Source organism: Paenibacillus sp. N3/727, assembly GCF_022637315.1.
Lineage (GTDB): Bacteria > Bacillota > Bacilli > Paenibacillales > Paenibacillaceae > Paenibacillus_AQ > Paenibacillus_AQ uliginis.
In genome coordinates, this window is record NZ_CP093336.1 from 4,637,658 (window position 1) to 4,652,584 (window position 14,927).

Consider the following 14,927-nt stretch of genomic DNA (forward strand, 5'->3'; position numbering starts at 1 on the left):
TATGTATATATGTTCTCTATTAAGTTGTGTCTGTCAGGGCAACTTACTGGCTACTTACCCAAAATCGCCAACTCTTCCGGTGTAAGCTCCCGATATGAACCGATAGAAAGCAACTCATCCAGCTTCAGTTCTCCCATACTGACCCGCTTCAGGTAAACCACCTTTTTGCCCACCGCTTCAAACATCCGTTTGACTTGATGGAACTTACCTTCGTGAATCGTAAGCGAGATTTTGGACAACGTTCCATTCTCCCGTTCTTCAACCGATAACACCATCAGCTCCGCAGGCAGCGTTACATATCCATCATCCAGCGTGACACCCTGAGAAAAAAGTGTGACATCTTCATCGGATACCTTACCGGCCACGTTCGCTTCATACGTTTTCGGTACATGCTTGCGCGGAGATAGCAGCTCGTGAGCGAGCTTGCCATCATTGGTTAGCAGAAGCAATCCCTCTGTGTCTTTATCCAGCCTTCCAACCGGAAACGGCTCATAGATCAAATAGGACTTGTCCAGCAGATCCAATACGGTACGGTCTCTAGCATCTTCTGTCGCTGAGATAACACCCGGCGGCTTGTGCAGCATTAAGTAAATAAACTCCCTGTAAAGAACCTTTTCCCCCTCGATCTCTATGGCATCCTGATACGGATCCACATGCATTCCCGGATCCTTCACAGATGCGCCATTTACGGTAATCCCTCCCTGCCTAACGATCTTTTTCAGTTCAGCACGGGAACCGTAACCTAGATTAGAGAGCACTTTATCCAGCCTTTGGGTCGTTCTGCCCTTGGCACTCATACTGATGTCCACCTCCAACCTGCTGGGTACTCATTTTTTAGCATTCCAGATTGCCACTTGCCCCAGCCGGCAGAATACCCATCTATACATACTAACACATAGCCTTTGGTATCGGTGACAGACTCGTAATGAATTCGGTCCGAGGGAATCTCTAGCGTTTCCCCCTTCAGATATCGCACAGCTTCCCCGTCCTGAGATGACAGGCTGACCGATCTACGAGCCTCACTAGGATTCAGCGCTGTTGCAAGCGGATGACCCGGAACAAACCGCCCATTCTTGATCTGACCCATATACCAACCCGCACGTACCGTCTTTAATCCTTGCAGTCGGCTCTCCGGCAGTGGAGACAAGTAAATATAGTTTCCGTACATTACAGGATAGCCTGCGGATAGGTCCAGATTCAGTTGTTCGCGGACAAAATCGTAAAAAACCGTAAGTGAACCCGGCTCACTTTCTTTGCGGTAAGCCTCGGTCCGTCCACCGGATCGCTTTGAGCCGGATAACTTTTTTTCTTTCAGACGATCACCATTACTTCGTGACTCTTGACGTTTCTTTCTTGGAGAGGATACCGGCAAGGCTCTTTCTTCTCTCATTTCAACCAAATCAGCCTGCTCCTCCTGCTCACCATCCCGGCGGAGAACGGCGAAGAAATGCCCTTCTCCTCTAACCCGGTGCGGCCACAGACGCCCTGTACCCAGGGTCTGCTGAATGCATGAATCGCAGTCCAACCCAATCATCCCGCCCTGCGACTTGTTATGCTCCTCAACCCACTGCGCTTCTCCCGGTGAGAACCACTCGGAGTCACCAATAGGGACTACTGAAAACTCCGAATGGTCCTTCAGAAAAGCTGCAATCATCCCTTCGTTCTCTTCAGGGGAGAAGGTACATGTAGAATAAACGAGCCTTCCTCCTCTACATAACATTTTGGCGGCGGAAGACAATATGTCTCTTTGCATATCTGCATATTTAAGTGGAGAGGATTCGTCCCAGTACTTTAGCATATCCTCATCTTTACGGAACATCCCTTCTCCCGAACACGGAGCATCAATCAGGATTTTAGTAAAAAACTGTGGAAAAGCTTCAGCAATACGTTCCGGATTTTCATTTAGCACAACAGCGTTCCTTACCCCGTACATCTCTACATTTTTAGCCAGCGCTTTGGTCCGGTCCGGATGAAGATCATTGCTGACTAGAAGTCCCGCGCCTGCCAGCTTTGCGGCGATCTGGGTCGATTTCCCGCCAGGTGCAGCGCATAGATCCAGTACACGGTCACCCGGTTCCACCTCTAGCAGCTCAACGGGTGCCATGGCACTAGGCTCTTGAATGTAATATAGACCAGCATGATAATACGGGTGCCGTCCCGGCCGAACCCCTTCTTCCACATAATATCCGGTTCCACACCAAGGAATGGGCTCCAGCTCAAACGGAGAGATCTCATTAAATTGTTCTTTGCTAATCTTTAATGTATTAACCCGGATGCCTGCATGAGGAGTCTGTTCATAGGATTGTTTAAACTGTTCATACTCATCGCCAAGGAGCGACTTCATCTTCGCCTCAAAAGGCGCTGGGAGTCGTAATGCCATATATCTACCTACCTATCCTTTAGAATAATGAAGAGCGGATGCTATCATGTTCCGCTATGACATTTATTATTGTATAATAAAATACATTAAAAGGGACATGCCCTAATAATACTATTTCAATGATATGGGGGTGAGTAATTGAACCGCAAGAAAAAGAACTATACAGGCCTTTATCTGTTTGGCGGCATTTTGCTTGTTCTCATCGGCTTGCTTGCTTTTCTGAATACTCAAGGTGAGAAAAGCGAGCTGTACGGTGGTAAAAAAGTCGCTGAGCTGAATCCTGCCACGAAGGAAATCCTTGATGATCCCAACTATCAACAAGTTATCCTGCCTAAAGAATTAAGCAAGAAAATAGACAACAAAGAAAGCTTCTTTGTTTACTTCTTCGCATCAGATTGTCCTAGCTGCCGTGCAACAACACCAGAGCTGATGCCACTTGCGAAACAAAGCGAAGCGTACCTTCACCAGTACAACCTTCGTGAATTCCAGGACGGGTTCAGAGAGTACAATATTGAGTATACCCCTACGCTTGCATTCTTCGAAAATGGAGTAGAGAAAGAACGCCTGGTCGGCGGTATAACAGCGGAAGCGAGGGAAGGCGGAAACACAGCCGAAGCTTTCACGCAATTTTTCGATAAATATAAAGGGAGTGTAACGCCATGAAGCGAGCACATTCCATCCTGATTACAGGATTAGTCGGCATGCTTCTGCTTTCCGGCTGTGGAGGCAAGCCATCAGCTTCCACCCATCATCATGGCTTGGACTCCGAGAGATACGAGACAACCGCCTCTGTTACCGTTATGCCCGAACTTTTATCGGTTTACACGGATAACACCCAAGCATCTTATGCAACTGTGGGAGATCTCGAAGATATTCTCAAGGAGCTAAAATGTTACTGCGGCTGTATGGATGATGGAAAACTGCACGATTCCCTGCACCGCTGTTTCATCGCCGAGAAGAATGATGACGGTGTGAAGTGGACAGATCACGGTGCACAATGCGGCATCTGTCTATCTGAACTGCAGGATGCGAAGCGTCTGAAAGACGAAGGCAAGTCCATCGAGGAAATCAAGAACTTCATCGATAATAAATACAAAGGTACAGCACCGCAAGTATAATTAGAACTTGACGCTGCCCTTCTCTTAAATCAACAAACCCGCTGCGGTCCATATGCAGCGGGTTTTGCTATATTCCATCGGTACAGATGATCTGTACCTGTTCATATCAAGCCATGGAGGCCTGCTTCCCAAAATGGTTACTCCACTTTATGTTTTTCAGCACGCTGCGGACCTCGGCGCTGAGGTACATTAGGCTGGATCTCAGCGGATGCCTTAGCTACAATCGCCACCAATTCCGAGTCCACAATCTCGATTGTGAGATCATGATATGGAAACGGCTGCGTATCATATGATGCTAACCGAGCAGCATAGACGCTGATCTCAGAAACCAGCTTGGCCATACGGATACCCAGTTCTTCGGCAGGATACGGCTGCAGACGGGCATGGGCGCTGCGCATCATTTTGTAACTGCCACGGACGTTTCCGTTCCGGAAATGATATAGACCTACGGCCGCCTGGAGCAGTCCTTTATAACGGGGGTCCCGATCCCTGGCAAGCCAAAGTTCTTCAAGCACCTCATGGCATTCGAAATAATCTCGGTCTCGGTTGAAATAAACCAGATAGGCAGCGTAAAGCGGATCATATTTCATGATCACGGACTTTCTTTTTGGCTGTATCCAGCAGTTCCTTAACCTCCGTTAACAGCTCTTTCACCGCTTCCATATCGTGATCCTGACCTTGCTGCTGCCAAATGGTGTTGAACCGCGCCTGATACTCGATAGCCTCATTAACCATGTGATAGAAATACAGCTGATGCATCGCGTTGAGCAGCTGTGAAGTAATATTGGAGTTATCCTCAAATTGCTTCTGAGCCTCCAATATATCCTCACGGATACTCGACATTTCATTATCCAGCGTATTGGCAGCTTCCCCCGCTTTTTTCAGACGATTACGGATTTCGTCCGGTAGGCTCTCACGATATTTATAGCTTAAAGAATGCTCAATCGTTGCCCAGAAATTCATAGCCAGCGTACGAATCTGGATTTCAGCAAGTACGATTTTTTGACCGAGCGCGGTCTGAACCGGATACTCCACAATCATATGAAAGCTTCGGTATCCGCTATCTTTATAATTGGTTATATAATCTTTCTCATATAAAACCTTCAAATCTTTTCTTCCGCGGATGTATTCAGCTACCCGCCGAATGTCCTCAACAAACTGACACATGATGCGGATACCCGCAATATCCTCGATTCCTGTTTCCAATTGATCCATTGGGACATTAAGCCGTTTGGCTTTGTCCAGAATGCTTGATATCCGCTTAATCCGTCCGGTCACGAATTCGATTGGTGCATACTCTTCTCGTTTCTTTAACTCAGAGCGCATTGTCTTGAATTTCACTTTCAATTCTTCAACGGCCTGCTCATACGGAAGCAAAAATGTCCCCCAGTCTCTACCGTCCATCGTCGTGCCTCCTGTCTTTAACCCTTTAGCGGTGATTCGCTCCTACAGCTTCGGATATATGTGTATACCCGTCACGTTTTAGTAATTCTCTCAGGCCGGCATGCAGCCTTCGATTTACTTCAGGACCCTCATAAATGAGTGCTGTATAAATTTCAACCAGGGATGCCCCAGCGCGAATTTTTTCATAAGCATCTTTGGCAGTGAAAATCCCCCCAGAGCCGATGATCGGCAGTGAGCCACTGGTCTGCTGATATATCCTTGAGACGATCTCTGTGGATCGCTCACGCAACGGCTTACCGCTAAGTCCTCCGGTTTCTTTTGCATTTCCGTGACTTAAACCAGCCCGGGACAATGTTGTATTCGTCGCAATAATGCCGGATACTCCGCTTCGGGAAATCGTATCCACCATATACTCAAGCTCCTCGTCGCTAACGTCTGGAGCGATTTTCACGAGAACTGCTTTTTGCGTTCTGTGGAGCTGGGCCTGATGTGACATCTCACTCATGACCGCATCCAGCAATGAGGACAGCTCACTGCCATGCTGCAAGCTCCTTAAATCCGGTGTATTCGGAGAACTGATGTTCACAACAAAAAAATCTCCGTATGGAAACAACTCCCGAATACAGGCTTCATAATCGCCATGTGCTTCCTCATTCGGTGTCACTTTGTTTTTTCCGATATTGACGGCTACCGGAATCCGCCGCTCTTTAAGCAGGGATAATCGGCGAGCCATCGCTTCTGCGCCTTCGTTATTGAACCCCATCCGGTTAATTAATGCTTCATCCGGAGGGAGCCTGAACAACCGGGGAAGCTCGTTGCCTGGCTGTGCCTTAGGTGTCACTGTGCCTACTTCCATAAAACCAAAGCCGATGGAAGAAAATCCCCTTACAGCTTGCCCGTTTTTATCTAATCCAGCTGCAAGGCCTATCGGTGTAGGAAAATGCAACCCGAATAAGTCTACTGCAAGATCGGGTGTTTCGTTCACTCCGTATATCCCGCGCATGGCGGCCTCAGCCCCAGGCAGCAGCGATGTGCGCCCGAGCCCCCCTACCACAAGATGGTGGGCTTTTTCCGGATCCAATTTGAAAAATAAAGGCTTGCCTATATTACGGTACAGCACATCCATTCTTCCTCTCATGGCTTATAATTTCTCTATCACTCAGTTTATCTGTTTCTGAAGTAAAAAGAAAGTTTTCTTACCTCTTTTGGGCACCTACCCTTTCGTCTCATGTTATAGCATTTTTTGGACAAACCCTTTACAATGTAAGGTAATTAACGACTATTCAAAAGAAGAGGGGTATGGACATGTCAGCTAAGCGCAGACCACCGACACTGCAGCAAAAAAAAGAAGAAGTTAACAAGAAGGCCATCCTGTGGATCGGCACAGGTATCACCCTGCTGATCATTCTGATCATCGTTCTGATCATTATATCTCAGCCTTAATCCAGCCAATGATAAACCTTTTGGGGGTTCGTCTGGCCTTTGGTAAGTTTGAGTGTAAAGCGCTCATCCGGTATGACCAGGCCATTTGGCAGAACCCCTTCCTCAATCCTCACTTTGGTTCCCATGGGCACGAGGTCGAACAGCTCCTCCACATCCTCTCCATACATGCGGATGCATCCTTCCGATTCATTGCCACCAATACTCCCAATATCTTGAGTACCGTGAATCGCATAATTGGAATCCGATAGCTGCATCCCGCGGGAACCATAGATGCCGTTTGCAGACCCGTTTGGATTCACTACCTTGTCGCTGATGTTAAAATTCCCCAGCGGGGTTTTATTGTCACGACCAAGCCCAACCTCATAATTTCTAAGCAAAACTGAACCACTAATTACCCCTAAACGGTGATTTTTGCGGTCTATAATGACCTCCAGCCGCTTGGTGAAAAAAGCCTGACCATCCGGGGATGAACCCAGGCCTTCCGGCATTTGCTGTCCTACTGTTTCTTTCTTCTTATGTATACCATCTTTATCTGCGGCACCATTGCCGGTTAGAATCGGAAACAGAATCTTCATCGCCGGTGATTTTCCAGAAAGCCAGTTGTTCGGAAACGGTCTCATCAGCTCATCCAGACTTCCAGGGAGTTTACCGTTTCGCTCACGGTAGCGCTGAATAGCCTCTGTTAGAACAGCATTATGCACCTGTACATCCGCCCAACGTTCTGCAAGACCTTTCAACTCGGTACCATCTGCTGGAGTACAATCGCAATCTGCCCGGCTTCCCTCGTAGGGCTGTATTCCAATGACACCGCTTGTATCCCGATAAATGCCGTAGAGGATCGGCATGTTCTCAGACCATATCTCCCAATTCCCTGACCGTTCCATTCCGAGAGCCACTGTCCACGGCGGCAGCCGGTCCGGCTCGGTCAGCAGCTGAGGTAGCACACTAGACCAGCTCTTCCCACGAATTGCCGTAGCGGTAAATAAAGGCCCCTTTCGATCCTTCTGAACTTTTGCATCGGCTATGGCCAGATGGATCTCATCTGGATTATCCACCTTAACCTTTGCCAGGCTTGCTCCCGGCCCTCCCGGAGCGTTCACTGAAGGAAGCATAATCAGAAGCATCAATACAGCTGTCAGAAGTACACGCCGGATTCGCTTTCCCCTTTTATCCTTCTCCCTCTCGATCTGTAAAAGCCTAAACTCGTAATTTTTCCATATATCTGAAGGAACTTTACTTAGTTCAAATGCTTCATACACTTCTTCAGCACGGTTAAAGCAGTAATTTGCTTTTCCTTGCTCACCGTTGGTCTCGTAATCCTTCCCGAGCAGGTACCAGGCCATTTTATTGTCAGGATGTGTCTCCACATAGCGCTTGAGGTGCAGCGAATTGTTCAACATGAGAGCCTCCGTCTGTTCTTTTTTCATATATTCTGTTTATCGGCACAATGTCCTCCATTATGTATTATCCCATTTACATAACCTTACAAATGTAATTCTGTGTACAAAAAAACAACGTCCCTGCCCAATGAGAGCAAAGACGCTAGGTCACTTCCTTATAATAAAACCTGCGAACCCGTCCGCAGAAAATGATTACTATTCGTTAAAAGGCTCGTCCGCAATCCGAATGGAATCCGTAGGGCATCCGTCACACGCATCTTCCATGTCTTCATACATGTCCTCAGGAATTTCCGTTACTCCCCGGTTGTTGTCACCTTCATAGATGACTTCAGCAAGACCCTCATCATCATAATCATAAATATCGGGTGCTGTTGCGCCGCAAGCGCCGCAAGCAATGCAGGTATCTTTATCTACCCATGTGTACTTCGCCATAGTTTCCTCTGCCTCCTGTATATCTAGAACATAGCTAACGGTGCAAATATTGCCCTGCACCATCTACATATTAATACAATTTTTTTGGTAACACAAATGATTTTCATAACATTTCCCACTAGAAAGCGCTTATTCCTGTTCCGGTTTCCGATCCGTGTTTCTAACAAAGTCCATCTGTAGAGAAGTTCCCCTGACCTTATGATTACGGATCAGAGCCGAAGGATCGTCCCCAAGCATTCCGGCCGTCAGCACTGCACTTTCCCCGAATTTGTTACGAAGCTCGTCCATCACCTTGGTTAGTGATTCCTTCTTCGGCTGCTTCTCATAATCAAAAAGGTCCATCTGGATTGCCGAGTCCTCACGCGATGTTAGCTGCTGTAGCGTAATCCCAAGCAATCGTAGCGGCTGTTCCCGGGTCCAATGCTTCTCGTACAATAAACAGGCTTCCCGGTAAATATCTTCTGTATTCTCCGTAGGTGTGGCAAGCTGGCGTGATCTTGTAATAGTCTTCATGTCCGGTGTCCGCAGCGTGATTTGAACACCTCCTGCGATCAGTTCCTGTCTTCTGAGACGCCGTGCCACCTGATCGCTCAGATTAAGCAGTACACGTCTTACATCCTCCGGAGAAGTAATATCTACGGGCAGCGTTGTTGTATGGCCAATCGATTTACTTTGCTCCCGCTCAGCATTGACCGGGGCATGATCCAGACCGTTTGCCGCTTGCTTCATCCAGTTTCCCATGACACCAAAAGTACCGGTTAGCAATCCTTCGTCGGCCGCTGCCAGCTCGCCTATGGTTACGATATTCAACTTCCTCAGCTTGTCCGCTGTCTTGGAGCCGATACCGAACAGTTCCGCGCAGGGACGGCCCCACAACACCTTCGGCACATCCCGGATGCGAAGCACCGAAATACCGTTCGGTTTTTTCAGATCGGACCCCATTTTGGCCAGCAGCTTATTTGGGGCGACACCGATTGAGCATGGGAGTGACAACTCTTCCCGAATTCGGCTCTGAATTTCCTCCGCAATCTGAAGCGGCGTCCCGAACTGCTTGGAGCCTGTAATGTCGAGATAGCATTCATCAATAGAAGTCGCTTCAAGCAGTGGTGTATAGGCATATGCTATATTCATGAATGCATTGGAATATTTGCGATATAAATGAAAGTTTGGCTGGATAAGAATCAAATCCGGATAAATCTTCAGCGCCTGACGAACATTCATCCCGGTACGGATTCCCATCCCGCGTGCCGCATAGGAGCAAGTAACAATAACCCCTTTGCGAAGCTCCGCACTGCCAGCGACAGCCGTCGGTTTCCCACGATAGAGTTCCGGCTCCTCCGCCTCGTGAACAGAGCAATAGAAAGCGTTCATATCCACATGAAGAATGACACGGCCGCTTGCCGGATAGTAATCGTTAATGTTTCCCACGATAGATTCCTTCTTCTTTCATAATGTCTGACTCCTCCAGCATACCGCTGCCCGTGAGTCAGGGTCAAGAAAGGGCCAGGGCGGAAAATTTCAATTCTTTGTCACTTTGCCGTAAAGAAATGCTATAATGACAACATTATATCACTTCCACGGTCCATCCCGGACTTGCAAAAGGAGGACATCATGTCTAAGTCTATTTCCATCTTTGATACGACACTTCGCGACGGTACCCAAGGCGAAGGAATCAGCTTATCGGCGGATGACAAGATCAAAATCGCCAAAAAGCTGGATGCTCTTGGTGTCCACTATATTGAAGGTGGCATCCCGGGAAGCAACAGCAAAGACATCGAGTTTTTTAAAAGAGTACAAGAACTAGGTCTGACTTCCAAAGTAACAGCTTTCGGCAGTACACGCCGCAAAGATTCCATCGCAGACCAGGACGCTAACCTTCACCGGATTTTGGAATCCGGCGTAAGAGCAGCAACACTTGTCGGCAAATCATGGGATTTCCATGTTCACACCGCCCTTCAGACCACTCTTGAAGAAAATCTCGCCATGATTTTTGATTCCATTGCTTATCTGAAACAACAGGGCCTTGAAGTGATTTTCGATGCGGAGCATTTCTTCGACGGATTCAAGAACAATCCGGAGTATGCTGTCTCTGTTCTGTCCAAAGCCCGTGAAGCCGGGGCCGACTGGCTCGTCATGTGTGATACCAACGGAGGCAGTCTTCCTCATGAAGTACATGGAATCGTAACTTCATTAAACAGTCACCTTCCTGGAGCCCCGCTCGGTATTCATACCCATAACGATTGCGAGTTAGCAGTTGCTAATACACTAAGTGCTGTGCAAGCCGGTGTAGGACATGTTCAAGGAACAATGAACGGATACGGGGAGCGGTGCGGCAATGCCAATCTGTGCTCCATTATCCCGAACCTTCAACTTAAGCTCGGCTATGATTGCATTGGCGAAGATAATCTTCACCATCTCACGAACACCGCACGTTATGTAAGCGAGATCGCTAACGTTAACATGCCTGTGAACCAGCCATACGTCGGTAATGCGGCATTTGCCCACAAAGGCGGCATTCATGTCTCTGCCATTTTGCGCGATTCTAGAACGTACGAGCATATCGAACCGGAGAAGGTTGGCAACAAACAGCGGGTACTCGTCTCCGAGCTTGCAGGACAAAGTAACATTGTATCCAAGGCGCATGATATGGGACTCGATTTCGATCCAAGCAGTGAGCAATACAAGCTTGTCATCGGAAAAATTAAGGATCTTGAGCATCAGGGTTATCAGTTCGAAGGTGCGGATGCTTCTCTGGAGCTTCTCCTTCGGGAAGCAAACGGTGAGTTACAGGAATTGTTCACCTTTGAATCCTTCAAAATGCTGGTAGAGAAAACAGCAGGCCGACCGGTTGTATCCGAGGCTTTCGTGAAGATTAATGTGGCAGGGCAGAGCATTTATACAGCCGGGGAAGGTAATGGACCTGTAAATGCGCTGGATAATGCACTACGAAAAGCGCTGCTGCAGTATTTCCCTTCCTTGAAAGACATGCATCTGTCGGACTACAAAGTACGTGTACTGGACGATAAAGACGCTACAGCGGCAAGAGTACGGGTGCTGATCGAATCCAAAAATATTGAAAATTCCTGGAATACGGTCGGTGTGTCAGGCAATGTCATTGAAGCCAGCTGGGAAGCGCTTGTCGATAGTATGCGGTATGCACTACTGGGACAGATTTCACCCTCAGAGACCGAGGGCGATTCCTTGCCGCGGCAGGGAATCGTCAACCATTAAACCAAACGCCTCAGTAAGCAAAGAGCACGTTCCCTTCTTATTTACGGGAGCGTGCTCTTTTATGATTGCTCAAGATTTAATGAGCTTTTTAATCTTTTTCTCTAGATCTTCCGGGTCAGGCGCTCCCAGAATGATTTCTGTAATGACTCCTCTGCGGTCAATCAGAATGTTGGTCGGAAACACTTTGCCCCTATAAACATCCTCGAACACCTTGCCCTCCTGATCAAACATAATCGGATAAGTCAGGCCAAAATCCTTAACAAACTCCCGTGCTTTTTTCTCATTATCATATTTCGTGACGTTAATCCCGTAAACATCCAGCTCCTCTGCGTATGCAGAAGCAAACTTCGACAGCTCCGGCGCCTCTTGCTTACACGGATCGCACCAGGAAGCCCAGAAGTTAATAATGAGCGCTTTGTCTCTTACTCCGTCGCCGGTGTATGTTTTGCCGTCCAAACCTTCCAGTGAGAATGTGGGTGCAAGCAAACCTGCCTTTGCGCCGGTTTCGGTAGGCAGAGGTTTCTCAGCCATAAACACGGATTCAATCTTGTCCCCCGCCTGGTTATAGATCACCAAGACCCCTGCCAGTAAAAGTATTGCCAATATGGTCAAATTACGCTTCATGGGTAGTTTCCTTTGCTGATAGACTTTTTATAGTCACTATTGTACCCTGAATAGCATAACTTTCAAACCAGCTTAAGATGAATTTCTACATAATATAAGTGGCTCAAATCCAAAATCAGTGCTTGCATTAAGCAATGAAGCCGCTACGTGTATGGATCGTTCTTACGATCGCTGTTGTCCCCAAATTTCTTATGAATCAACTTTTAAAGTGGATGAAATTCGGGGACAAAGGCGAACGCTTCGCTTCTTCAGATCGATTCCATCCCCTCCGCTACTTTGCTTTTATGTCAAGAACGGATTATAAGATTGAGCCATTTAAGTTGAACTAAAGATTCTTAAGCCTAAACATCACTACGAATGCGGATTATTCTTCCGATCGCTCTTGCCCCCAGATTTTCTTTTATGTATTTATACAATCGTTGAAATCCGGGGACAGCTTATGCTTCCGATGCGAGCTTTCCTGTGGAAAGCTTTCGGGCGACCACGTACGTTTCTCCAGAATAATTCCGCCTTCTCCGTTGAAGTTCTTCCATTTCTTTAGTTCAATTTATAAAAAAGGAGAATAAACCATGAGCGTTCATACTCACGATGAGTTCTCATTACAACTTACTGCCGAGGTCCTTTATAAGATACGTGAACAAACCTTCACCTGTCTTCCCGAAGAGGCATGTGGCGTATTGTTGGGAACACCGTCAGACAAGAGACTTCTCATTGATGACTATATACCCGTCCGTAACACGGCTGCTGACCCACAGCACCATTTCTCACTAGACCCTGCGCTCTGGACCTCTCTCCTGTTTAGCGAGCAGCGTATATGCGGCCTATTCCACAGCCATCCCACAAGCCTCCCGCTTCCTTCTCAGGAAGACTTCAGTCAATTGCATTCATTCGGTAGTCTGCTAAAGGTGTATCTCATAGGATCGCCTCAGCTCTCCCAACCCGATAATTTTCTGCTGAACGCCTACCGGATCGTTAAGGATTATTCACCGCCGCAAAATCCATCTAGGTCATCCCAAGAAACGAAACATTGGGCGTGGACGTTAAGGCAAGAAGACTACACCTTATTACGTTCCACTTAAATATACATACAAATCACCCAAAGTCTCTGCATGTCCTCGTCGCTGAACTTCTTCTAGATAGGTGGCCCAGAGCTTCGCGGTCATAACCGCATCACATAACGCATGATGACGCCCTTCTATTGGGATGTTCCCACGTCGAAGCAATTCGTTGAGACTGTAATCTGGATAGCTGGGAAATAAATGCTGAGCCAGCATCATCGTATCCAGCAAGCGGTGAGTTAAACGTACCTTGGACGTTTTCCAAAGGGCTGCGTTCAAGAACGCTCGATCATGGCCGGCGGCATGAGCCACAAGTACCTTTCCTTCGACAAATACCATAAAATCATGCAATCCGTCCATCAAGGGAGCGGCAGCATCGACCATCGGTTGCGATATTCCGGTCAAGCCAGTAATATGCTCCGGTACAGACACACCGCTGTTAACAATCATATAAAAGCACTCATCCTCGATGATTTTCGTCCCATTTGTTCGCACAGCTCCAATGGACAGGATTTCATCACCATGCTGATGAGAGAATCCGGTCGTTTCCAAATCGAACACAACAGTTTCCAATTGATTCAGCGGTGTGCCCAGCATCTCAGGCCGTCTCTGTTCTCTCATCTGTGAGCGTATATAGGCGATCTGCTGAGCCGAGGGGTTCCCTTTCATGGATGCAATCGCCGAATTAATATCACCCATACGCAGAGACCGCCAAAATCCGGCTCCGGACTCTCTCGGATCCCTCACAGTCCTTTTCTCTCCGCAAAGCGCAATTCTCTTTGAAGCGAACGGTGTACTCGGCGTACCACACCTAAGGTATCTCTCAGCTCATATTGAACCTTTTTGTTCTTAAGCTGTTCTTTCAGCATATAACCGCTGCTGCCTATGAGCCCATCTTTCATGTGCAATGGGGTCTCCATTCTCATCCGGAGAGCTACTTTTAAGGCATGCTGTACATTTTCCAGCAGCAGCCCGCCCCCTTCGAGGAATATAATCTGCTCCATCCGTTTTATCGATGAAGATTCCGTTATTCCCCGCTGTAAGGCCAATGTACGGATACTGTTCACCAAGGGAATATACAAGCCGTATTTTACGTCAAAATCTCCCGCATGCTCTCCAAATCGCTCAGTCACAATCCTTCCCATTACATTAAGAGTCGCCTTATGGCGGACGGTATTGCGAAGGAGTGCTGGAATGATGTCTGGCTGCTGCAAAACACAACTTCGATAATGCGCCATCCAAGACTCCGACAGCTCCCTACTGCCGGCAATATGTCTCATGTCGGAAGCAATGATAAAAAGTCGGGTCGGTTCCCATGTGTGATCAGAACTCCACTGCGAAAGCTGCTGTTTCCAGGCTGTAAGTGACAATCTCCAGATCGGCTCGGAGCACATAACCTTTCCTGTACATTTCGGATATCCCGCAACTTCAAGAATGTCAGACAAGCAGCTTCCGAACTTCTCGAAGTAGATTTCTGCCCCTTCCTCCAATTCATCTCCGACAATCAAACCGTTATCCTGGTCACTCCACAATGTGGCCTCTTGTCTGCCAGCACTTCCGAATGCAACAAAAGCATAACAGACTGGGGGCCGGCCGAAGCCAGCCTCTACCATCATCTCTTCACATAACACAGCTGCACGCTGCCCGATTTCATCATGCATCCGGTTGACCCAGGAGATCCAAGTATCCAGATCCGTATCACTTTTCATTTCTAAAAGTTTGTCTTGTCCGGCTATCCGAGCATTTCTCAATTCTCGCCCCGTTCTTGCCTCCTGTATTTCCGGAAATTCCGGGAACAGATCTATCGATTCCAGAGGTTTCATATTGCGCCCCTCCC

At 47.7% G+C, this 14,927-nt stretch carries 16 protein-coding genes; 5 read left to right on the forward strand and 11 right to left on the reverse strand.

Features of this window, described 5'->3' with window-relative positions; translation table 11 throughout:
- Window positions 1-50: 50 nt before the first annotated feature.
- Together MNQ98_RS21565 and MNQ98_RS21570 are read right to left on the reverse strand one after the other, a co-directional pair.
- The gene (locus tag MNQ98_RS21565) at window positions 51-797 is read right to left on the reverse strand and encodes a pseudouridine synthase (RefSeq protein ID WP_241930083.1); all 747 of its coding nucleotides are present in this window, start codon (window positions 795-797) and stop codon (window positions 51-53) included.
- Entirely contained in the window at window positions 794-2,380 is a 1,587-nt protein-coding gene (locus MNQ98_RS21570; RefSeq protein ID WP_241930084.1) for an RsmB/NOP family class I SAM-dependent RNA methyltransferase, read from the reverse strand. Before MNQ98_RS21570 ends, MNQ98_RS21565 begins: the two co-directional genes overlap by 4 nt.
- A gap of 138 nt (window positions 2,381-2,518) precedes the next feature.
- Between MNQ98_RS21570 and MNQ98_RS21575 the strand changes: the two genes are divergently transcribed.
- On the forward strand, window positions 2,519-3,043 hold the full coding sequence (locus MNQ98_RS21575; protein WP_241930085.1) for a thioredoxin family protein: 525 nt from the start codon (window positions 2,519-2,521) through the stop codon (window positions 3,041-3,043).
- Window positions 3,040-3,498, forward strand: a complete 459-nt coding sequence (locus MNQ98_RS21580) for a PCYCGC domain-containing protein (protein ID WP_241930086.1) — start codon at window positions 3,040-3,042, stop codon at window positions 3,496-3,498. The genes MNQ98_RS21575 and MNQ98_RS21580 overlap by 4 nt, the downstream gene beginning before the upstream one ends.
- Before the next feature lie 137 nt (window positions 3,499-3,635).
- On the opposite strand, the gene MNQ98_RS21585 is transcribed toward MNQ98_RS21580, so the two are convergent.
- The 3 genes from MNQ98_RS21585 to MNQ98_RS21595 are packed head-to-tail and all read right to left on the reverse strand — an operon-like array spanning window position 3,636 to window position 6,022.
- Window positions 3,636-4,088, reverse strand: coding sequence for a DUF309 domain-containing protein (locus tag MNQ98_RS21585; protein ID WP_241930087.1), 453 nt, complete (start codon window positions 4,086-4,088; stop codon window positions 3,636-3,638).
- On the reverse strand, window positions 4,078-4,902 hold the full coding sequence (gene yjbM, locus MNQ98_RS21590) for a GTP diphosphokinase (RefSeq protein WP_208918501.1): 825 nt from the start codon (window positions 4,900-4,902) through the stop codon (window positions 4,078-4,080). Before yjbM ends, MNQ98_RS21585 begins: the two co-directional genes overlap by 11 nt.
- 25 nt (window positions 4,903-4,927) lie before the next feature.
- A complete protein-coding gene (locus MNQ98_RS21595; protein WP_241934000.1) occupies window positions 4,928-6,022 on the reverse strand; it encodes a quinone-dependent dihydroorotate dehydrogenase in 1,095 nt (364 codons plus the stop codon).
- A 185-nt stretch (window positions 6,023-6,207) separates the two neighbouring features.
- On the opposite strand from MNQ98_RS21595, the gene MNQ98_RS21600 reads away from it, so the two are divergent.
- On the forward strand, window positions 6,208-6,345 hold the full coding sequence (locus MNQ98_RS21600) for a hypothetical protein (RefSeq protein WP_208918500.1): 138 nt from the start codon (window positions 6,208-6,210) through the stop codon (window positions 6,343-6,345).
- Here MNQ98_RS21600 and MNQ98_RS21605 read toward each other — a convergent pair.
- The 3 genes from MNQ98_RS21605 to MNQ98_RS21615 all read right to left on the reverse strand — a co-directional run bounded on the left by MNQ98_RS21605 (window position 6,342) and on the right by MNQ98_RS21615 (window position 9,605).
- Window positions 6,342-7,745: a L,D-transpeptidase family protein gene (locus MNQ98_RS21605; RefSeq protein WP_241930088.1), complete on the reverse strand. Its 1,404-nt coding sequence runs from the start codon at window positions 7,743-7,745 to the stop codon at window positions 6,342-6,344. The genes MNQ98_RS21600 and MNQ98_RS21605 overlap by 4 nt on opposite strands.
- Before the next feature lie 195 nt (window positions 7,746-7,940).
- Complete coding sequence (locus tag MNQ98_RS21610; protein WP_241930089.1) at window positions 7,941-8,177, reverse strand: ferredoxin; 237 nt, start codon at window positions 8,175-8,177, stop codon at window positions 7,941-7,943.
- A 129-nt stretch (window positions 8,178-8,306) separates the two neighbouring features.
- Window positions 8,307-9,605 (reverse strand): DNA polymerase IV, encoded by a 1,299-nt coding sequence (locus MNQ98_RS21615; RefSeq protein WP_241930090.1) that lies wholly within the window; start codon window positions 9,603-9,605, stop codon window positions 8,307-8,309.
- 183 nt (window positions 9,606-9,788) lie between these two features.
- Between MNQ98_RS21615 and cimA the strand changes: the two genes are divergently transcribed.
- Window positions 9,789-11,408, forward strand: a complete 1,620-nt coding sequence (gene cimA / locus MNQ98_RS21620) for a citramalate synthase (RefSeq protein WP_241930091.1) — start codon at window positions 9,789-9,791, stop codon at window positions 11,406-11,408.
- A gap of 69 nt (window positions 11,409-11,477) precedes the next feature.
- Here the strand turns inward: cimA and MNQ98_RS21625 are convergent, their stop codons facing one another.
- Window positions 11,478-12,032, reverse strand: coding sequence for a TlpA disulfide reductase family protein (locus MNQ98_RS21625; protein WP_241930092.1), 555 nt, complete (start codon window positions 12,030-12,032; stop codon window positions 11,478-11,480).
- 569 nt (window positions 12,033-12,601) lie between these two features.
- On the opposite strand from MNQ98_RS21625, the gene MNQ98_RS21630 reads away from it, so the two are divergent.
- The gene (locus MNQ98_RS21630) at window positions 12,602-13,111 is read left to right on the forward strand and encodes a M67 family metallopeptidase (RefSeq protein ID WP_241930093.1); all 510 of its coding nucleotides are present in this window, start codon (window positions 12,602-12,604) and stop codon (window positions 13,109-13,111) included.
- Here the strand turns inward: MNQ98_RS21630 and MNQ98_RS21635 are convergent.
- Both MNQ98_RS21635 and MNQ98_RS21640 read right to left on the reverse strand, forming a co-directional pair.
- Window positions 13,097-13,837, reverse strand: a complete 741-nt coding sequence (locus MNQ98_RS21635; RefSeq protein WP_241930094.1) for an exonuclease domain-containing protein — start codon at window positions 13,835-13,837, stop codon at window positions 13,097-13,099. The genes MNQ98_RS21630 and MNQ98_RS21635 overlap by 15 nt on opposite strands.
- On the reverse strand, window positions 13,834-14,913 hold the full coding sequence (locus tag MNQ98_RS21640) for a DUF294 nucleotidyltransferase-like domain-containing protein (protein ID WP_241930095.1): 1,080 nt from the start codon (window positions 14,911-14,913) through the stop codon (window positions 13,834-13,836). Before MNQ98_RS21640 ends, MNQ98_RS21635 begins: the two co-directional genes overlap by 4 nt.
- Window positions 14,914-14,927 lie beyond the last annotated feature (14 nt).